Origin of the sequence: Vibrio sp. SCSIO 43135 (assembly GCF_023716665.1) — a bacterium.
GTDB classification, from domain to species: Bacteria; Pseudomonadota; Gammaproteobacteria; order Enterobacterales; family Vibrionaceae; genus Vibrio; species Vibrio paucivorans.
On record NZ_CP071859.1, the window covers coordinates 2,163,464 to 2,182,688 of the forward strand.

At 45.2% G+C, this 19,225-nt stretch carries 20 protein-coding genes; 4 read left to right on the forward strand and 16 right to left on the reverse strand.

From position 1 onward, the window contains the following. The first annotated feature begins 394 nt into the window (after window positions 1-394). The 4 genes from J4N42_RS09575 (at window position 395) to J4N42_RS09590 (ending at window position 4,830) form a co-directional block, all read left to right on the forward strand. Complete coding sequence (locus J4N42_RS09575) at window positions 395-970, forward strand: sigma-70 family RNA polymerase sigma factor (RefSeq protein WP_252027648.1); 576 nt, start codon at window positions 395-397, stop codon at window positions 968-970. Further along, entirely contained in the window at window positions 963-1,688 is a 726-nt protein-coding gene (locus tag J4N42_RS09580; RefSeq protein ID WP_252027649.1) for a DUF3379 domain-containing protein, read from the forward strand. Before J4N42_RS09575 ends, J4N42_RS09580 begins: the two co-directional genes overlap by 8 nt. A gap of 245 nt (window positions 1,689-1,933) precedes the next feature. Further along, entirely contained in the window at window positions 1,934-3,244 is a 1,311-nt protein-coding gene (locus tag J4N42_RS09585; RefSeq protein ID WP_252027650.1) for an outer membrane protein transport protein, read from the forward strand. Window positions 3,245-3,543: 299 nt separating this feature from the next. After that, window positions 3,544-4,830, forward strand: a complete 1,287-nt coding sequence (locus J4N42_RS09590) for an outer membrane protein transport protein (RefSeq protein WP_252027651.1) — start codon at window positions 3,544-3,546, stop codon at window positions 4,828-4,830. Window positions 4,831-4,923: 93 nt separating this feature from the next. Here J4N42_RS09590 and J4N42_RS09595 read toward each other — a convergent pair whose 3' ends face one another. From J4N42_RS09595 to J4N42_RS09670, 16 genes are all read right to left on the reverse strand, one after another. Further along, window positions 4,924-5,676: an MlaA family lipoprotein gene (locus J4N42_RS09595; RefSeq protein ID WP_252027652.1), complete on the reverse strand. Its 753-nt coding sequence runs from the start codon at window positions 5,674-5,676 to the stop codon at window positions 4,924-4,926. Between the two features lie 76 nt (window positions 5,677-5,752). Beyond that, a complete protein-coding gene (gene ccmI / locus J4N42_RS09600; RefSeq protein ID WP_252027653.1) occupies window positions 5,753-6,970 on the reverse strand; it encodes a c-type cytochrome biogenesis protein CcmI in 1,218 nt (405 codons plus the stop codon). Continuing rightward, window positions 6,970-7,449, reverse strand: coding sequence for a cytochrome c-type biogenesis protein (locus J4N42_RS09605; protein WP_252027654.1), 480 nt, complete (start codon window positions 7,447-7,449; stop codon window positions 6,970-6,972). Before J4N42_RS09605 ends, ccmI begins: the two co-directional genes overlap by 1 nt. Further along, the gene (locus tag J4N42_RS09610; RefSeq protein WP_252027655.1) at window positions 7,446-8,000 is read right to left on the reverse strand and encodes a DsbE family thiol:disulfide interchange protein; all 555 of its coding nucleotides are present in this window, start codon (window positions 7,998-8,000) and stop codon (window positions 7,446-7,448) included. Before J4N42_RS09610 ends, J4N42_RS09605 begins: the two co-directional genes overlap by 4 nt. Next, complete coding sequence (locus J4N42_RS09615; RefSeq protein ID WP_252027656.1) at window positions 8,001-9,959, reverse strand: heme lyase CcmF/NrfE family subunit; 1,959 nt, start codon at window positions 9,957-9,959, stop codon at window positions 8,001-8,003. Continuing rightward, window positions 9,956-10,441, reverse strand: coding sequence for a cytochrome c maturation protein CcmE (gene ccmE / locus J4N42_RS09620; RefSeq protein WP_252027657.1), 486 nt, complete (start codon window positions 10,439-10,441; stop codon window positions 9,956-9,958). The genes J4N42_RS09615 and ccmE overlap by 4 nt, the downstream gene beginning before the upstream one ends. Beyond that, complete coding sequence (gene ccmD, locus J4N42_RS09625; protein WP_252027658.1) at window positions 10,438-10,644, reverse strand: heme exporter protein CcmD; 207 nt, start codon at window positions 10,642-10,644, stop codon at window positions 10,438-10,440. Before ccmD ends, ccmE begins: the two co-directional genes overlap by 4 nt. A 1-nt stretch (window position 10,645) precedes the next feature. Then, a complete protein-coding gene (locus tag J4N42_RS09630; protein WP_252027659.1) occupies window positions 10,646-11,398 on the reverse strand; it encodes a heme ABC transporter permease in 753 nt (250 codons plus the stop codon). A 91-nt stretch (window positions 11,399-11,489) separates the two neighbouring features. Then, on the reverse strand, window positions 11,490-12,158 hold the full coding sequence (gene ccmB / locus J4N42_RS09635; protein WP_252027660.1) for a heme exporter protein CcmB: 669 nt from the start codon (window positions 12,156-12,158) through the stop codon (window positions 11,490-11,492). Between the two features lie 3 nt (window positions 12,159-12,161). Beyond that, window positions 12,162-12,782 (reverse strand): cytochrome c biogenesis heme-transporting ATPase CcmA, encoded by a 621-nt coding sequence (gene ccmA / locus J4N42_RS09640; protein WP_252027661.1) that lies wholly within the window; start codon window positions 12,780-12,782, stop codon window positions 12,162-12,164. A 207-nt stretch (window positions 12,783-12,989) separates the two neighbouring features. Beyond that, window positions 12,990-13,475 (reverse strand): DUF2802 domain-containing protein, encoded by a 486-nt coding sequence (locus J4N42_RS09645; RefSeq protein WP_252027662.1) that lies wholly within the window; start codon window positions 13,473-13,475, stop codon window positions 12,990-12,992. Then, a complete protein-coding gene (locus tag J4N42_RS09650) occupies window positions 13,475-13,969 on the reverse strand; it encodes a chemotaxis protein CheW (RefSeq protein ID WP_252027663.1) in 495 nt (164 codons plus the stop codon). Before J4N42_RS09650 ends, J4N42_RS09645 begins: the two co-directional genes overlap by 1 nt. Window positions 13,970-14,009: 40 nt before the next feature. Continuing rightward, window positions 14,010-15,068 (reverse strand): chemotaxis protein CheW, encoded by a 1,059-nt coding sequence (locus tag J4N42_RS09655; protein ID WP_252027664.1) that lies wholly within the window; start codon window positions 15,066-15,068, stop codon window positions 14,010-14,012. After that, window positions 15,061-15,837: a ParA family protein gene (locus tag J4N42_RS09660; RefSeq protein ID WP_252027665.1), complete on the reverse strand. Its 777-nt coding sequence runs from the start codon at window positions 15,835-15,837 to the stop codon at window positions 15,061-15,063. Before J4N42_RS09660 ends, J4N42_RS09655 begins: the two co-directional genes overlap by 8 nt. A 10-nt stretch (window positions 15,838-15,847) precedes the next feature. Beyond that, window positions 15,848-16,966, reverse strand: coding sequence for a protein-glutamate methylesterase/protein-glutamine glutaminase (locus J4N42_RS09665; protein WP_252027666.1), 1,119 nt, complete (start codon window positions 16,964-16,966; stop codon window positions 15,848-15,850). A 28-nt stretch (window positions 16,967-16,994) separates the two neighbouring features. Beyond that, window positions 16,995-19,220, reverse strand: coding sequence for a chemotaxis protein CheA (locus tag J4N42_RS09670; RefSeq protein ID WP_252027667.1), 2,226 nt, complete (start codon window positions 19,218-19,220; stop codon window positions 16,995-16,997). Window positions 19,221-19,225: the final 5 nt, after the last annotated feature.

The following is a 19,225-nucleotide window of genomic DNA, read 5'->3' on the forward strand; positions in this document are numbered from 1 at the left end:
CACAGTGTTAACCGCTTAGAGAACACATGCGGGTATATGTACCTTGCAGTCACTTGGGTATGTGTTTTAATTAGGGAAATAGTTTAGGCAAAAAAAAACCACACAGAACTGTGTGGTTGGAATATCTAAAGCAATTAACTTACGCCAATTGAAAATAATCAGTTTCCTGATTAGGAGAAAGTAAAGTCAGCCTTCAAAAGGAAGTGTCATCTTGCTCAACATGTTAGCCACAAGGACTAACTAGATGACAAGGTGTACTATAGCGACTACTTGGCAGCAGATTTTGAAGTAGATCAATTTTATATTGATTAAGCGTTTATTCGTGAAGTTACAGCAAGAAAACCCTTAATCCGTGCCTAATCAAGAACCAAAAGATGGCTAACACGCGAGCGAAATGGAGACTCATGTGCCAATTATAAATTTTTTTGGAAAGAAAAAGTCTACTAGTCCGGTCGATTCAGATATGGACAGACAAAGAAAATACGAAGCGCTTGTAAGAGCCTACCATCGAGATTTGTATCGATATGCCTATTGGCTGTGCAAAGATCAAAGCATTGCAGAAGATCTGGTGCAGGAAACCTGTTTAAGGGCATGGAAGTCTCTCGACAGTTTACAAGATGAAAAAGCCGCTAAATCGTGGCTTATTACTATCTTAAGGCGCGAGAATGCACGCCGCTTCGAAAGAAAACAATTCGATTTGGTCGATATCGACGACTACGGCAACGATGCCAAAGTCAGTGATGAACCTCACCATCAAACTGAGTGGGTTCAAGCACAAATAATGAAACTCGATGTGGAATATCGCGAACCACTGTTTCTTCAAGTTGTTGGGGGATTTAGTGGTGAAGAGATTGGCGAGATTCTCGACCTGAATAAAAACACCGTAATGACTCGATTGTTTCGAGCACGTAATCAACTGAAAGAAATGATGGATTCTTCAGAATCACCACGAGGGCAGCAAAATGGATGAATTAGAATTTCGCCGCCGCATAATGTCGGACCCAAAACAGCGCGATGCTGAAATCGCTGACGCTTTAAACAATAATGAAGCGAATAGTAAGTTTCTTGATGATGTTTTAGAGCTTGATGCACAATTGGCAAAAGCAATGAACGTTGACGTCCCAGACGATCTCGCGGACAAGATTTTGTTCAATCAACCAATAGAGAAAGACAATGTCGTTAGGCCCAACTTTGCTAAACGTGCAATGGCGCTCGCCGCTTCTGTCGCATTCGCATTTGGTTTGTTAGTTGGGCAGTTAAATTGGGGTAACTTATTGGTACCACCTGCTCAAGCAAGTCTTGTAGATACCGCAATGAAGCATGTACTCGACGAAAAAAGTTTTATCGAGCCGCTAGACGAGCAAGTCAGCTCACGACAAATCAATGCCAAAATGGCACCGTTTGCTTACCAGTTTGACGAAAATTTCCCATACCACGTGTATTACTTAAACCACTGTGGATTTGGTGATTCGAATGCAATGCATATGGTATTTCAGGGTGAAAAAGGCAAAGTAACCTTATTCCTAACTAAGGTTGGTTCAGAAGATACTAAGAATTTCCACCAACAAGGTATGTCTGGAATCGTAGAACCCATAGGTAATACCAGTTTAATCTTGGTTGGAGAAGACGGCGAAAATGTTGCTAAGATCGCTGAAAAACTCGCTCCTATGATCATCCCAGCTAGCTAACCGATAAAAGGCTCAATTCTCATAATTGAGCCTTTTTTGCAGAACAAAAGTAGAGTCAAAACTCTAAAAAGAGTCATTTTTAAGCATTTTCCTGCCAATTACACGTCATTTCCGTAATTTTATCATCCAATTAGCCAATGGTCGGATTTCTATCCTCTATACTAGCGACTAGTATCAGCCACCAAACTGAGCATTTGCTCAAATATATCGCCCACTAGAGGCGAACTATTAAAGGAAAAGCAAAAATGAACAACACGCGTCTGTTTAAAAAATCGCTGTTAGCAGTAACAATCACAGCAGCTACGTTTGCCTCTTCACAAGCAGTAGCAGCAGGTTTCCAACTTAATGCCCAATCAGCAACTGGTATTGGCCGTGCATTTGCCGGTGATGCAGTAATCGCAGATAACGCTTCTGTAATGGCTCGTAACCCAGCAGCAATGGCTCTTTTCGACAAAACTTCTCTGTCGCTTGGTTTTGAAACTATCATTACTGACATCCGAGTAAAAGATGCTACGTATACTTCGCAAGCATTCGATGCAGGAAGTATGAGTGTGGGCCCTACTCAAACATCTTCAAACTATGACGATGCTGGCGGTACTTCTGTTGCGCCAAACATCCATTTAATCGTTCCTGTAAACGACAAGTTTGCTTGGGGTGTAAACGCATACTCTAACTTTGGTACATCGACCGACTTTGGCGATGACTTCGTTGCATCAGAGTACGGCGGCGAAACAGACATCATGAGTATGAACCTTGGCCTTGCGGGTTCTTACCGTCTGAATGATCAATGGAGCTTTGGTGCTGGTATCGACTTTATCTACGGTAAAGGAACATTAAAGAGAACATTCAGCGATTCAGTATATAGCGGCCCTGTACTAGACCCTTCAATTGATGGTGGTGCAACGGCTGCTCTGAACGCGCTAAATGGCGCAAGTATCGTAGACATTGATGGTGCTGATGGCTGGGGTGTTGGATTTAACATCGGCACGGTTTACGAGCTGGATGAAAACAACCGTTTTGGTCTGTCTTACCGTTACAGCCCAGAAATTACAGCTAAAGACGACAAAGGCCAAGAAATCACTCTGCCACTACCAGATATGGCTGAATTCTCTGGTTACCACCGTATTGATGAAACTAAATTTGCCGTTCACTACTCTCTGCAATGGGTAGGTTGGAAAGCATTTGATCAAATCGATTTTGGCGGCACGCTAGATGGTACTCCAGCATCTGAGTACAAATGGAAGAACGCAGGCCACGTTTCTATCGGTGGTACATACTACCTAAACAACGACTGGACACTACGTACGGGTTACATGTACGACATCGCAGCGCAGGACGACCTAAAATCAGTATCAGTGCCTGATTCAGACCGTCAGTGGTTCTCTGCTGGTTTCACTTACCACATCGACACTGCTTCTAACGTAGACTTCGGTTTCACTTACCTAGTTGGTGAAGACGTTAAGAATGTAGAAGAGTCTCTAGCTGTAACTTCTATCAGCGCGACCACTCGCGCAGATGCTATCCTAGTCGGCCTACAATACAGCCGCAGCTTCTAAGCGAAACGCTAATAAAGCAACATTGTTAAAGGGCTGGTTTTCCAGCCCTTTTTTGTTTACTACGCCCTTGCAACCTCTTCAGTTAGCGAACAGCTGTACTCAATTAGGCAGCATTCGCATCACACCTGTACGCTCAAAATATTAAACAATTGCGTAACACTCAGAATATTCTTCTAATATATTTAATTGAAATGTATTTTATTTCTGAATGTAGTTAATTTTTCATTTTTTGTTTTTAAAGTTTTTACTCTAACTTTAAGATCTCGCGACTATTCATCCGCACTTAAGCGAACAAAATAATGAAAACAAACAAATCTCTTCTTTCTTTGGCAGTGGCAACGGGCTTAGCTGTTTCTTCTACAACAGCTTCCGCAGCTGGCTTTCAGTTAGCAGAATACTCTGCAACAGGGCTTGGCCGCGCGTACGCTGGTGAAGCTGCTATGGCGGACAATGCTGGAGCACAATGGCGCAACCCAGCAATGCTAACTTACTTGGCCGGCACGCAAATCTCGGTTGGTGCAATCTATGTAGACCCAAATATCGATGTCGACGGTACAATCAATGGTGTCCTGCCTACAAGCTCAGAAGACTTCGCAAACAACGCGGTCATCCCTAACTTCTACCTCTCTCATCAGGTAAACGACAAGGTATTCTTAGGGTTAGCACTTGGTACCAACTACGGCATGGAAACTGAGCTTGATGAAAACTTCGCAGGCAATCACTTCGGTAACGAAGCAATGGTCACCACAATGGAGGCTAACTTTAACGTCGCATACCAACTGGTGGAAAGCGTTAGCATTGGTGGTGGTATCCGCTATGTAATGGGCGAAGGTCACTTCGGCGCGACCTCCCCTCAACAATCAGAACCAACACTACCTCAAGGTACTACTTTGAAATACATGGAAGGCGACGATATTTCATGGGGGTGGCAAATTGGTACAGCATGGCAGATCAATGAGAATCACCGCATCGGTTTCGCCTACAAATCTGAAGTCGAACTCAAACTTGAGGGTTACGCTGAAGGTCTTGGCTTCGGTTTAGGATCTGTGGTGCCACAAACTCGCGACAATGGCTATATGAACCTTGCTCTTCCTGCTACAGCTGAACTTGCAAGCTTCCACCAGTTAAATGACAAACTTGCCGTTCACGCGAGCATCAACTGGACTGATTGGAGCAGCTTTGAAAAACTCGAAGCTCATTTAGATACCCTTGGCACTCACATGGTGAAGGTAGAAAACTGGGACGACAACTATCGCTTTGCATTAGGTGCGACTTACCAACTAGATGCCAAACTAGCACTACGTACCGGTATCGCATATGACATGTCAGCAGTAAGCGATAAAAATCGTACCATCACTATTCCGGAAACCGACCGTACGTGGCTAAGTATTGGAGCGAGCTACGATGTAACACCTCAATTCAACCTAGACGCCGGCTTTACGTATATCATAGCTAAAGATGCCCCGATTCAAGAATCTCGTGGCTATGAGTCTGACGACGCTTCCCAAGCCATTGGCGGTGCATTCCAAGGAGAAGTATCAGGTAGCGTTTGGTTAATTGGTGTACAAGCTAACTACACGTTCTAACTCCAGAGTTGGAAAACAAAAAAGGCTTGATGGTGACATCAAGCCTTTTTTCATTGCACTGTCCCGTCCTAAATAAGGTTGACACTTTCCAAACTAAAATTCTTCGTCTAGGTAATCATCTAAGAAGTCTTCTTCATCTTCGTCATAATCATCCGTCACAATTTCTGCTTTGAAGTCTTGGTGCTGAAGATACACTTCTCTCGTTAACGCATATGGATCAGGTGAGTTCTCTAGTTGGCTTTCTTGTGCGACTAAAGAAGCACGAGTTTCCATGCCTTCCAAAGCCCACTTGCCAAGCCCTGCCCAGAAGTTTAAGTAAGACAATGGCGCATAGAGCCCGTCGACCACATCCGTGGCTTCTCTGACCGTCCAAGGGCCATATGCAGGTACCATCACGTAAGGACCGTTACCAACTCCATAATGACCAACCGCGTCACTGAACGCTTTCTCGTTATGATCTGTGATACCAGCCTCTGAAGCGATATCAATAAAACCCAGTAAGCCTAGCGTACTGTTGAGCCAAAAGCGGTTGAAGTGATCGAGCGCCTTGTTTCCGTTTCCCATAACAAGATTATTCACCATGCTGGAAGGTTCATCTAAGTTACCAAGAAAGTTGGCGATACCGCTACGAACCGGAGATGGAACGTAGTTGACATACGCAAGAGAGACTGGGCGCACTAGGTACGGATCAAGATAGTCGTAGTTAACCGTCCACATTGCGCGGTTAAACCCTTCCAGTGGGTCATTTATATTTGACTGCGGTTCTTCTTCAGGCGCACTAGCACACCCGAGTAGGGAAATAACAAATAAGCCTAAGATCCATGGCCGAAGCGGTCGAAGCTGCATAGACACAATATCCATATAAAACAAAGGCCAGTGAATACACTGGCCTAATCGTTACAACAAGTATATACAGATTGTATTAATACTGCTTATTAATCATAACTTCAACTGCTTCACCCAGTTTAATAACATCGCTGTCACCATACCAGTCACCATCTTTGGTCGCTACGTTGCCGTCAGTATCAATACGAACTCGGACAATTAGCTCTTCCAAGTCAGACAGTTTACGCCCTTGCACCATACTGTTTCCATCATCCAACACCACCGTTCTCGGTAGTGTTCCAAGTGGGTAGCGAGCTGCCGCGACTGGCATTGGCGCACCATCAGCGCTATGAATAGAAACAATCAGTGCAGAATTAGGATCCGCTTGAACGTCATCTGAAAGAGAGATAGTTACCGATACCGATTTGCCTGGTTCAATCGCTTTACCCATCTTCTTTTGAGCACTTTCAATACTGCGAGAAAGCATCTCATAACGGCTGTCTTCTGGACCAATCATTTGTTGCATAATGCTCCAGTACTTCACCGCTGCTGGGTAATCCTGACGCTCAAATGCATCAAATGCGAGTAGAGAGAAAACACGCAGATCAACGTAGTCTTTTTGTACTAGCTTACCGAGTAAGGTACGAGCACGGTTTTGATCAACTTCATCCTGAGACAACATCAGTGCTTGTGCGTAGCCAAGCTGTACATCGTCATTTTCCGGCTCAAGACGATATGCTTTTTTCATAGCCCCAATAGACGTATCGACATCGCGATTTGCCAGTGCGATTCGGCCTAGTAGTAACCAGCCTGTAGAGTCTTCAGGTTGATAATGTAAGCGCGTGCGCAAAGCTAAAGTTAAGTCATCCATCTCGTCTTGAGTTAATGCCTCGCCCTGTGGCGACATTAACTTTTTAGACAAAGCAGGTAAGTTATTGCTCACTTCTTGCCAGCTTTTTACTTGATCTGCTGCACCAAACTTAGCGTACATACCGTAAGAAAGGCCAACCACAAGAAGCACAGAAGGGATTAATACCATAGCCGGAGAAATGTGTGACTTCTCAGTTTTTGTATCATCGGCAGGAATGTCATCCAATAGAGACTGTTTCAAATCTGAAATCAGCTCTTGCTGGTTATCGACTAGACCTTCGTCTGTTTCTTCTTCCAATTCTGATAAGCGATCTTTGTAAAACGCTTTGTTGAGTTCATCACGCAACATTTCATCATTGTTGGCTTTCTTCTTGATCACTGGTAGCGCGATAAGAACACATGCAAATGCGACAAGCGCAATTGAAGCTATCCAGAATAATCCCATTACTGCTTGTCTCCGTTATTCTTCTCGTCAAGTAACGCTTTGAGTCTTGCTTCTTTATCTTTGTCCCAATCATCTCCGCTTGCGGTTTTTTTCTTAGTCGTTCGAGTACGAAGTACGATCAAACCGAAGCCTAAAACAAGCACTGCAATTGGACCAGCCCATAGAACGGCTGTACCAAGAGTCAGTGGCGGATTGTAAGTCACAAAGTTGCCGTAACGAGCAATCATGTAATCGACGATTTCTTTCTCAGATTTACCTTCTTTTGTCATCTCATAGACTTTTTGACGCAAGTCCTGAGCGAGCTCGGCGTTTGAATCGCCAATGGTATTGTTCTGACATTTAGGGCATCGCAACGTATGGCTTAGATCCTTGAATTGAAGCTCTTGCTCCAAGGTATCAAATTCATACACATCGATCGCTGCACTCGCAGCCATAGAAAGTGAGAAAGCTGCCACTATAGCGAGGAGGAATTTTTTCATTGCTTCGCCTCCGCCAACATTTCGTCATACATTGGTTTTAGCTTCTCATTCCAGTTGCGGGTATTGACATCGCCAACATGACGGTATCGGATGATACCGTTTGCATCGATTAGGAACGTTTCAGGTGCACCGTATACACCTAAGTCTAGTCCCAGCATGCCGTCACCATCGAATAAGCTAATCAGGTAAGGGTTGCCTAATTCATTTAACCAACGTACCGCTTTATTACGCTCATCTTTGTAGTTCAAGCCAATGATTTTAACGCCTTGGCTTGCAAGCTCATTAAGGTAAGTGTGCTCTGCGTAACACGTTGGACACCATGTTGCCCAAACGTTTAGTAGCAGAGGCTCACCTTTGAAAATAGCTTGGTCGTAAATTTTGCCAGGTTCTGCTAAATCTTCTAGATGGAACTCTGGGACGTCTTTACCAACCAGAACGGATTCCAGTTTGGTTGGATCATCACCCGCAGAATTACGTACCAACTGAGTAGCAAACACGGCTGCCAAAGCCATGAACGCGACTAGTGGGATAAAGAGTATCTTCTTATTCATTTACGCCTCCTTGGCCTTCGGCTGCTTACGGAAGCGGTATCGCTTATCGCTAATTGCAATCGCGCCACCTAGAGCCATCAGTAATGAACCGGCCCAAATCCAACGGACAAACGGTTTATGATAGATACGAACTGCCCACGACTCACCATCATCAAGACGTTCACCCATCGCAATGTAAAGGTCACGAGTAATACCTCTGTCGATCGCCGCTTCTGTCATCATCGAGCGGGCGGTACGGTAGAAACGTTTCTCTGCGTGCAGTGTATTTACGTATTTACCATCTAGCGTGATTTCAAAGTCAGCAATGTAACCATCGTAGTTAGGTCCATCTTTGTCACGTAGACCTTGGAAGTAGAAATCGTAACCTTGGATCTGGTAGTGCTCACCAGGAGCTAAACGTACATCACGCTCGATACTGTAGTTTTGCACCATCGCAATACCAATAACGGTGACGGCCATACCAACGTGAGCACACATCATTGCCCAGTGGCTACGTTGCAGTTTACGTACACCCTCTGAGAATTTATGACGGTGCGTAGCACGCTCATAAAGTTCAAATGCATGCAGCAAAATGATCCAGAACGCCATCACCCAGCCCATAAATGCCATGCCAGTGTAGTGCTCGGCAAGGGAGAACACGGCCAAAGCAGCTAAGCCAAGTGAAAGGACACCGGAGATAACCATAGGCTTAATAAGCTTAGATAGGTTATCGCGTTTCCAGCGGATCAGTGGACCAATACCTAACAGAAACGAGAAAGGAATCATCAGCCAAGCAAACAGCATATCGAAGAATGGTGCACCGATAGATACCGAGCCCAAGCCAATTTGCTTATGAACTAGAGGTAACAGCGTACCCACTAAGACAACAGCCAGTGCTGCCATCAGTAATACGTTGTTTGCTAATAGTGCATTTTCACGAGATACCAGATCGAAGTTACCGCGAACTCGCACTGCAGCACCTTTCAGTGCGAACAATAATAGCGAACCACCAATAACAAAGACCAAGAAGCCCAGAATGAACATACCGCGCGACGGGTCAGATGCAAATGCGTGCACTGATACCAAAATACCCGAACGGACTAGGAATGTACCTAATAAGCTTAGTGAGAAAGCAGAGATCGCTAACAATACTGTCCATGCTTTAAATGTGCCGCGTTTTTCGGTCACCGCTAACGAGTGCATTAAGGCGGTACCCGCCAGCCAAGGCATGAATGATGCATTTTCTACTGGATCCCAGAACCACCAGCCACCCCAACCAAGTTCGTAATACGCCCACCAAGAACCTAGTGCGATACCTAGTGTTAGGAATAGCCATGCGGCAGTTGTCCAAGGACGAGACCAACGAGCCCAAGCAGTATCCAATCGACCAGACATGAGAGAGGCAATTGCAAACGAGAACGCTACAGAGAAACCTACATACCCCATGTACAGCATTGGCGGGTGAATGATCAAACCCGGATCTTGCAGCAGTGGGTTTAGATCGCGACCATCAACAGGGAAGAATGGCAATGTACGCAAAAACGGGTTAGAAGTAATGATGATGAACAGCAAGAAGCCGACAGTAATCATACCCATAACAGCCAGCACTCTTGCTACCGATTCTTGAGGCATCCCACGGCTAAACATAGCAACGGCTACAGTCCAAGCTGCTTGGATTAATACCCAAAGAAGTAGCGAGCCTTCATGAGCCCCCCAGACTGCAGTTAGCCTGTAGTACCAAGGCAACTGAGTATTTGAGTTTGTGGCTACGTAGTTTAACGTGAAATCATTGGTATAAAACGCCCATAGCAAAGCGATAAAAGACACCAACAGTAATAAGAACATCCCCCAAGACAAAGGCCTTGCTGTGTTCATTAACATTGTATTATTTCGAGACGCACCAACCAATGGCAGTATGCTTAATAGCACCGCCATACCGAGAGAGACGATCAGTGCAAAGTGACCTATTTCAGCAATCATTGACCGCTTCCTTGTTTTTGCTCTTGTGTGTATTGAAGAGGTTCGTGAGTTTTCTTCATTGCTTCAGCAACTTCTGCTGGCATGTACTCTTCATCGTGTTTTGCCAACACTTCAAATGCTTCGATGGTAGTTGCATCCGTTAAAACGCCTTGTGCAACAATCCCCTGACCTTCGCGGAACAAGTCAGGAAGAATACCGTCGTATACGACAGTGACTTTTGGACCAACGTCGTGTAACTCAAAGCTTACGCGTAGTGACTCAGGATCGCGTTTGACAGACCCAACCACAACCATGCCACCAATACGTAAACGTTGACCTACTTCTGGTTTAGTGCCGTCAGGCTTGCCGTTAACTAGCTCAGTAGGCGTGTAAAATAAATCCATATTCTGGTTCAGCGCGTAGAGCATTAAACCAACAGTTGCACCGATGCCCACTAGGATTGCGAGAACAATACCGAGCCTCTTTTTACGTCTTGGGTTCATAATGTATTCTCCATATTCTTAGCTGCATCGATACGCGCCTGACGGTCGACCTTAGCTTGAACTTCGCTTAGAAGTTTCTTGCCACGACGGATGCTAGTAACCAGTAAAATCAACATAGATAAAAAGGTGATGCCAAAAGCACTCCACACATACGCGGCATAACCGCCCATGAAGAAGAAATCACTCATCGATTCAAAATACATGCTATTTGGCTCCCTGAGATTGGTTTGTCGCAAGTTTAATCACCCAAGGGCGATGGCTCTCTTTACTGATGATTTCATTGCGAAGACGGATCATTGTGACCGCCCCGAAGAAGAACGCGAAGCCGAAGATACTCAGAAGAAGTGGCCATAGCATGTCGTTAGAAATCGACGGTTTGGCAAACTTGGTGATCGTTGCGCCTTGGTGAAGCGTGTTCCACCACTCTACTGAGAAGTGAATAATTGGTAGGTTTACGACGCCAACAATAGCCAAAATTCCGGCCGCTTTTGAAGCCGTTTTTTGATCGTCAAATGCGTGGTAAAGAGCAATAACGCCCAAATATAGAAACAGTAGAATCAGTTCAGATGTTAAGCGAGCATCCCAAACCCACCACGCGCCCCACATAGGTTTTCCCCAAACCGCACCAGTAAGCAGAGCGATAAAAGTAAACACAGCTCCGATTGGCGCCATAGCGGAAGCTGCCATATCGGATAGCTTAACTTGCCACACTAAGCCGATAAATGCGGCAATCGCCATCGACATGTAAACACCCATAGACCAAATAGCAGATGGTACGTGAATGTATATAATTCTAAAGCTATCGCCTTGCTGATAGTCCGATGGGGCAAATGCTAGGCCCCAGACTGTACCGACAGACAGACAAAGGAGGGCTAATACTGAAAACCAGGGAAGTAACTTACCGCATAGTTGGTAAGCGGATTCAGGCTTTGCATAGGGATGGAGCCATTTCCACATGTTTGTTCTCGCTCTTACTTCTGTTTAGACGAACTTAATGTTCGTTCTGTAATTTATATAAAGGGAAAATTTCGTGCTTGATCAAAAACAATTAATGCACACTTACTCGTAATGCGGCGCTAATTGCAAACGGTGTTAACGTCATAGCCCCCATAAACATGGCTCCAAGTATGGCTAACTGACCATTGTAAGGCATACCGAGAGACGCAGCATCGATTGCTGATGTAGCAAAAATAAGTATTGGAATATACAAAGGCAGTACAAGAAGACTTAATAGTACCCCTCCCTTTTGCAATCCAACGGTAAGCGCTACACCAATAGCACCTATAAAGCTCAAAGTGGGCGTCCCTATCAGTAAGGTCAACACAACTGCGAGCCAAGTGTTGAAGTCCAAAGACAACAAAATTGATAATAATGGGCTGATCATAATCAGTGGCAACCCAGTCAAAATCCAATGCGATATGACTTTTGATATCACAACTAATGGCAATGGTACGGGCATCAGCATCATTTGCTCTAACGCACCGTCTTGGAAGTCATCACGAAACAGCCGTTCAAGTGACAATAACGCTGACAAAAGTGCTGCAACCCATACGATTCCAGCGGCAATGCGGGCTAACAGGTTTGGCTCAGGACCAATACTCAATGGGAACAAAGTAATAACGATAATGAAGAACCAAAGAGGATTAAAAATATCGGCCTGTCTACGATATGCAATCAGTAGTTCTCGGTGAACAATTGTGGACATTGTAGAAATCATTGCTTATTCACCTAGTTTGATCTTTCTTAGCTTAGGGTTATCTGCAAACATGTCTTGGTGAGTTGTCAGCATAACAATCCCACCTTCTTCAGCGTGTTTGAGGAACAATGCCTCTAGTACTTTCACGCCTTGCTTGTCGATGGCGGTAAGAGGTTCATCTAAAATCCACAACTTTTGTTCACTTAGCCAGAGCCTCGCTAACGCCACACGACGTTGTTGACCTGCAGACAACTGCGCAACAGGCACATCCTCTCGGCCGGCTAGCCCTACCGTAGTAAGCGCTTGATATAGTGTCTCTTTCGTAACGTTATTTTTTGAGTGAATTGTTTGATAAAAGTTCAAGTTCTCATAGGCTGTAAGCTCTCGCTTTACACCAGTTTGGTGCCCTAAAAACAGTAAATCTTGATGGAAAGCGTCTCGATTAGATTCGATGTCTTCGCCATTCCAATAGATTGTACCCTCGTCACGATCACCTAAACCGGTAATGATACGGAGCAATGTCGTTTTTCCCGTACCATTACGACCTTCAATCTGAACAAGTTCGCCGGATTCTATCGTAAAGGTGAGTGATTCGAACAAGATTCGTTCATCACGAATGGCGGTAAGCTGTTTTACTTCTAGCATGGGCATTCATCGAGCTAATTCAAGACGGTTATATTACCACAGCCGGATTTAGACAAAACAGATTAACCCGCTTTTGAATCACGAAACTACGTAAGAAACTGTTAATTTTTAATCACTTTTTGTCGCAATTAATACTTTAGAGTTATATCAGTAAATATTAGATACAAAAAAGGAGAGCTACAGCTCTCCTTTATCAACCAGCATACGCTAACTTCTTTTCCGCACCGGTTTAGATGCCTTATCTGGATTTGTTTCCAACGGCGGAATTTTCTCTTGCCCTGCTAACTTTTTCTGGAGTGACATCATCAGTTCAGCTTCGGCTTTAGGTAGCTCACACTCTTCAATAAGTTCATGAAGCCCAGCCCCAAGCTGAACCATTTTGCTCGCTCGTGTATATAAGCGACCATCGTTGTCAGCATGTTCTAATTCGGCAATTCTTTCATTCAGGTGTTGAATAATGTCTTTCTGCTCGCCAACTTGTTGACCTAGACCGACAACAACTGACCTTACTTCCAGCAATTGCTTGTTAGCTTTTTGTAACTCTTTTTCCAGTACGCGGTACTGCTGGCGTTGGTGTGCACTTTGCTTCGAAAACTGACCTTTAAGGCGTATTAACCCAATAATCAGCACTAATACAACAAAAGTACTAACGCCAACGATGACTGGTGTACTAAGCAAAGATTCCATCGCCATTATAGGTGAGCCATTTCATCCCATTCTTCTTCAGAAAGAAGCTTATTCAGATCAACCAAGATGAGTAACTTACCGTCACGGTTACTTACACCTTGGATAAACTTAGCACTTTCATCTGTACCAACACTTGGAGTGGTGTCGATCTCTGAAGAGCGCAGATAAACAACTTCAGCTACACTGTCGACCAAGATACCAATAACTTGGCGTTCAGATTCAATCACAATGATACGCGTGTTATCAGTGATTTCACCTTCCATTAACCCAAAGCGAGAGCGAGTGTCGATTACCGTTACAACATTACCACGCAGGTTGATGATACCCAATACGTAATCAGGCGCACCAGGAACTGGGGCAATTTCAGTATAGCGAAGTACTTCACGTACCTGCATTACGTTAATGCCGTACGTTTCTTCTTCAAGTTGGAACGTCACCCACTGAAGCACTTCGTCATTAGTTTGTTCTTTTCTTACTTCGACTTCATTAGATTGAGACATACCTTTTCCTCTCTAAGTCGTTTCCGACTAAATCTGTTTGTTATCTATCTAGTGCTTTGACATCAAGCCCTGCATTAAGCATAGCTATCAATGCCTCAACGTGAATCAAAGCACACATTTTTTCTTTAACCATACCCGCTAGCCAAGGCCTCTTTCCTGCCTTTTCACGCCAGCGAACTTTTTCTGTATTAAGCGATTCGGTGCCTTTAAGTTCAGAACTTGCAAGCCCCCACATGCTCTCACCAAGCATTACGATGTATTCATAGTTTTCTTTGTAAGTATCGTCTGCCAATTTATCCGGCATCACCCACAAAGCAGTATCAACGACATCAAGTTGGTTATCTTTGTTGGTCTGTAACCCTAAGTACCAACTAGGTCGCCCAATGAGATGGCTTAATTCGCCAATTCTGTGAATACCACCTAGTTCATCAAGCGGCACCGCAAACGTGACACCGTTAACATCAAAATACAGTACCTGGAAGTCTTCCGTTCTCTGGGTACTTTGCCAGTCTGACAAGTTGTTTCCACCAGACTGCGTTTCCACTGCTTCTTGCTCAACGCTGGAGTCAGTTATATCGAAATCTTCAACTACTTCAGTGTCTACGACAACAGCTACATCTGCTATTGGCTCTTCAATAACCTCAGTATCAGACACAACTGTGTCAGCCGAAGCTTCTGGTAACTCTTCAATCACCCAATCTTGAACTTCCTCAACAACTTCAACTGTTTCAGGTGCTGATGCAATATCTATTGTGTTTTGCTCAATGAGTTCTTCCAACTCCAATTCTTGAACTGGGTTACTGTCTTCGAGTTGCTTCAACAAACGTTCAACATCATCAAGATTAGGCAGCTCAATCTCATCACCATGAAGCTGATAGTAACTGCGCTCAGGTGATGTTTGACGCTCTGGCTCTGGCTCTGGCTCTGGCTCTGGCTCTGGCTCTGGCTCTGGCTCTGGCTCTGGCTCTGGCTCTGGCTCTGCAGAGACTACCGACTCGTCAACAATGTCAACTAACGCTGTTTCCGCTTCTTCATCCAGTAGTGCAGTGAAGTAGTCATCTAACGCTTGTTCTCCTGACAACAATGAATCGCTACTCATCGATACTCAACCTCTCCAAGAAGAGTAACAACTGTTTGTATGCAAAGACCCCCCGACTCCCCGCAGCAAAGTGCGACACTGGGAGGTGCTTTAAACTTGCGTCTCTAAATTTGGTGTCAATTGGTACAGCCGAACTCCAAACTTGGTTTGGATAATCTTTTTTAAGCTGATTCAAGGTTTGCAAGGAAGCATTAGTTCGCTTGTCGTACATTGTTGGAACGATCGTGACTTTAAACGCACGGTTGCGAGACTTCTGCATAATAGCCAAAGTCCGAACCATTCGCTCCAAGCCTTTCATCGCCAAGAACTCAGTTTGTACTGGGATCAATATACGGTCGCTTGCCGCTAGTGCGTTTACCATCATCACACCAAGTATTGGAGGACAATCAATCAACACATAATCATAGCGTTCTTTTAGTGCGGACAACGCACGCTTTAGAATCAGCCCCATCCCACTGCGATTGCCCATGACTCTGTCTAATGTCGCAAGAGACATGTGCGCCGGAACTATGTCAATGCCTTCAATTTCTGTTTTTAAGATGAGAGGCGACACAGTTTGCGGGGTGTATTCTTTTAGCTGGAACAGGTCGAACAAACTCGCTGGTACATTATCAGAATCGTAGCCGAGGTAAGTGGTCAAGGAAGCATGCGGGTCAGTATCCACTAACAACACCCGTTTCCCTTGCTTGCTAAGCAAACCCGCTAAGGTAACAGTCGTAGTCGTCTTGCCAACTCCTCCTTTCTGGTTTGCTACACTCCAAACAATCATGCCCTTACCTCTATGCCATTCCGACTTCAACTAGCATACGCTCAGCAATTCGGTCGAGTGGCAAGTCTTCTGTGGACAACCCCGCTTTCGCGACTGCTTGTGGCATTCCGTACACAACACAACTGTCTTCATCTTGCGCCCAAATCGTCGCACCTGCAGTTTTCAACATACGAGCACCTTCACGACCATCTGCCCCCATACCGGTAAGTACCATCGAAAGTACCTTATCGGCATATATTTTTGCAGCAGAACCAAAAGTGACGTCAACACATGGTTTATAGTTCATGCGTTCACCGCCATCAATGACTCGCAGCTTCGCTGATCCAGGACGTCCATCAACCATCATTTGCTTACCACCTGGCGCTAAATAAGCGACACCAGGTTTCAAAATATCACCGTCTTGTGCTTCTTTAACTTGAATCCGACAAAGCGAATTCAAGCGACTCGCAAACGCTGCTGTAAATGTCGCAGGCATGTGCTGGATCAACACAATCGGATGTGGGTAATTCGCTGGAAGCTTAGTTAGAATTTTTTGCAGTGCAACAGGCCCACCAGTAGAAGTACCTATTGCCGTCAATTGGTATTTTTTACCTGTTGCCTTGAAACGCGTTGCAGCTGGAGCACTTGCCGTGGTTTTTGCAGCCGGCTTAGCACCTAGTGGAGCTCGCGTTGAGGTAGCTGGCTTAGCCGCTGGTGTAGGACGTGGTGTAACAGGTCTTCGCATCATTCCGCGACGCGAGGCGATTTGAATCACACGTTGCTGTAAAAGGCTCACTGCTTCATCACGGTTACGCGCGATATCTTCAAACTTTTTCGGTAAGAAATCCAAAGCCCCTGCATCAAGCGCATCTAATGTCGCTTTAGCACCATCGTGTGTCAGGGACGAAAACATCAAAATCGGAGTTGGAGACGCTGCCATTATCTCTCTGACAGCGGTGATTCCATCCATAACTGGCATTTCGATGTCCATCGTAATGACATCAGGCTTCAAGCGCTTGGCTTTTTCAACCGCTTCCTTACCATTTACTGCAACATCAATGACTTCTAAACGCGATTCTGAGTTGATGATCTCACTCACCCGACGACGGAAGAAACTTGAATCATCAACAACTAATACTTTAATCGCCATATTTTCCCTTTTTAATAGCGTGTAACGCTTAGATTCGCGATGCCGCAGCGTACTGCTTAAGCAAATCTGGTACATCCAAAATCAGCGCGATGTGGCCGTCACTTGTAATTGTCGCACCCGCCATGCCAGGCGTACCTTGTAACAAGTTATCTAATGGTTTGATTACCACCTCTTCTTGGCCGATCAATGTGTCAACAACAAAGCCTACACGTTGACTACCAATTTGAACGATAACGACATGCCCATGCCCTTTACGCAGTTCAACTTGACCAGCTTGAGGGGCGAGCCAGTTTTGCAAGTAGAATAGCGGAATGGATTTCTCGCGAACAATAATAGTCAATTGACCATCAACAACGTTCGTACGACTTAAGTCAAGGTGGAAAATCTCATTCACACTTGCAAGAGGAAGAGCAAATGGGTGGCCTGCAACACCAACCATTAGTGTTGGTAAGATTGCTAAAGTAAGAGGCACTTTGATGGTGATCTTAGTGCCTTTACCCATTTCAGAGTCAATATCAATCGAACCATTTAGTGTATTGATCGCTGTTTTCACAACGTCCATACCTACACCACGGCCCGAAATATCAGAAATCTGCTCTTTACTTGAGAAACCAGGCATGAAGATCAAATTGAAACATTCTTTATCAGAAAGTCGCGAAGCCGCATCTTCATCCATCACTCCGCGCTTCACCGCGATACCACGCAATTTATCCGGATCCATACCGCCGCCATCATCGACGATAGCCAGTTCGATATGATCACCCTCTTGCGAAGCAGACAGGATTACCTTACCGGTGCGAGCCTTACCAGCTGCAACACGGTCTTCAGGCATCTCGATACCATGGTCAACAGAGTTTCGCACCAAGTGAATCAATGGATCCGCTAGAGCTTCAACTAAGTTTTTATCTAAGTCGGTATCTTCACCACGCATTTCCAGTGAGATATCTTTATTCAAACTACGAGCAAGGTCGCGTACAACTCGAGGGAAGCGGCCAAACACTTTCTTAATTGGCTGCATTCTGGTTTTCATCACCGCACCCTGCAGGTCAGCGGTGACAACATCTAGATTCGAAACCGCTTTAGACATTTCTTCGTCGTTGCTGTTTAAACCAAGACTCAATAAACGGTTACGAACCAATACAAGCTCACCGACCATATTCATAATGGTATCAAGTGTTGAAGTATCGACACGGACGGTCGCATCAGCTTGTGGCTTCTTAGTTTGTGTCGCTGGTGTCGCGGCTTCTTTTTTCGCTGGTGGCTTACTCTCTGCTTTAGGTGCTGGTTTAGGAGCCGCAGGCTTAGGAGCAGAAGCAACCGGTGTGGGAGCAGCCACAGGTGGTGGCGCAGCATTAGCCGAAACAGGTTTCGTTGCAGCATCCAGTTCTTCTGGTGAAGGGCCTTTCCCTGAACCGTGGAGTTCATCGAGTAGTTTCTCGAACTCCGCGTCAGTCATAAGATCATCACCACCTGCAGCAGGTGATGCTGCAACAGGAGGAGGTGTTGGTGCTGCTGGAGGTGGCATCGTTGATGTTTCAGCGCCAGGTGCTTTACCAGAACCATGAAGCTCATCTAACAATTTTTCAAATTCATCGTCAGTGATGTCACCACTTAAATCCGCTGCAGGTGCAGCAGGCTCTGGAGCTGGTGGTGGAGTAGCCGCGGCGCTAGATTGTCCAGGAGCACTACCCTGTCCATGTAACTCGTCTAGAAGCTTCTCAAATTCATCTTGAGTAATATCATCCACGGACCCCGCGTTCACCTGTGTTTCCACGGGTGCTTCTTCTACAACAGGCTCAGCTTCAACAACTGGCTCTGGGGTAGGTACTTCAGCTACAGGTTCAGGGGCGGCTTCATCTTCTGATTCTGGTTTACACAAACGATGAAGTTCATCAAGTAAGTCTTGATCCGCTGGTGTCATTTCTTCGCGTTCTTGTACTGCTTGGAACTGTTCATTGACAGTATCTAAAGCACGTAACATGGTATCCATTAAACCAGCCGTCACAGAACGCTGGCCATTTCTTAAGATATCAAACACATTCTCGGCACCATGACAGGTATCGACAAGTTCTGAAAGTGACAGGAAGCCCGCACCACCTTTAACGGTATGGAAGCCGCGGAAAATGGCATTGAGAAGGTCTCGGTCTTCTGGGTTGTTTTCAAGTTCAACTAACTGCTCAGAAAGAAGCTCAAGTATTTCACCTGCTTCAACTAAAAAGTCCTGAAGAATTTCTTCGTCTAATTCGTAGCTCATACGTT

Bases quoted from the DNA above. Each gene is read 5' to 3' on its own strand.
- J4N42_RS09575 (WP_252027648.1), top strand. From the start codon at position 395: ATGGAGACTCATGTGCCAATTATAAATTTTTTTGGAAAGAAAAAGTCT.
- J4N42_RS09580 (WP_252027649.1), top strand. From the start codon at position 963: ATGGATGAATTAGAATTTCGCCGCCGCATAATGTCGGACCCAAAACAG.
- J4N42_RS09585 (WP_252027650.1), top strand. From the start codon at position 1,934: ATGAACAACACGCGTCTGTTTAAAAAATCGCTGTTAGCAGTAACAATC.
- J4N42_RS09590 (WP_252027651.1), top strand. From the start codon at position 3,544: ATGAAAACAAACAAATCTCTTCTTTCTTTGGCAGTGGCAACGGGCTTA.
- J4N42_RS09595 (WP_252027652.1), bottom strand. From the start codon at position 5,676: ATGCAGCTTCGACCGCTTCGGCCATGGATCTTAGGCTTATTTGTTATT.
- ccmI (WP_252027653.1), bottom strand. From the start codon at position 6,970: ATGGGATTATTCTGGATAGCTTCAATTGCGCTTGTCGCATTTGCATGT.
- J4N42_RS09605 (WP_252027654.1), bottom strand. From the start codon at position 7,449: ATGAAAAAATTCCTCCTCGCTATAGTGGCAGCTTTCTCACTTTCTATG.
- J4N42_RS09610 (WP_252027655.1), bottom strand. From the start codon at position 8,000: ATGAATAAGAAGATACTCTTTATCCCACTAGTCGCGTTCATGGCTTTG.
- J4N42_RS09615 (WP_252027656.1), bottom strand. From the start codon at position 9,959: ATGATTGCTGAAATAGGTCACTTTGCACTGATCGTCTCTCTCGGTATG.
- ccmE (WP_252027657.1), bottom strand. From the start codon at position 10,441: ATGAACCCAAGACGTAAAAAGAGGCTCGGTATTGTTCTCGCAATCCTA.
- ccmD (WP_252027658.1), bottom strand. From the start codon at position 10,644: ATGTATTTTGAATCGATGAGTGATTTCTTCTTCATGGGCGGTTATGCC.
- J4N42_RS09630 (WP_252027659.1), bottom strand. From the start codon at position 11,398: ATGTGGAAATGGCTCCATCCCTATGCAAAGCCTGAATCCGCTTACCAA.
- ccmB (WP_252027660.1), bottom strand. From the start codon at position 12,158: ATGATTTCTACAATGTCCACAATTGTTCACCGAGAACTACTGATTGCA.
- ccmA (WP_252027661.1), bottom strand. From the start codon at position 12,782: ATGCTAGAAGTAAAACAGCTTACCGCCATTCGTGATGAACGAATCTTG.
- J4N42_RS09645 (WP_252027662.1), bottom strand. From the start codon at position 13,475: ATGGCGATGGAATCTTTGCTTAGTACACCAGTCATCGTTGGCGTTAGT.
- J4N42_RS09650 (WP_252027663.1), bottom strand. From the start codon at position 13,969: ATGTCTCAATCTAATGAAGTCGAAGTAAGAAAAGAACAAACTAATGAC.
- J4N42_RS09655 (WP_252027664.1), bottom strand. From the start codon at position 15,068: ATGAGTAGCGATTCATTGTTGTCAGGAGAACAAGCGTTAGATGACTAC.
- J4N42_RS09660 (WP_252027665.1), bottom strand. From the start codon at position 15,837: ATGATTGTTTGGAGTGTAGCAAACCAGAAAGGAGGAGTTGGCAAGACG.
- J4N42_RS09665 (WP_252027666.1), bottom strand. From the start codon at position 16,966: ATGGCGATTAAAGTATTAGTTGTTGATGATTCAAGTTTCTTCCGTCGT.
- J4N42_RS09670 (WP_252027667.1), bottom strand. From the start codon at position 19,220: ATGAGCTACGAATTAGACGAAGAAATTCTTCAGGACTTTTTAGTTGAA.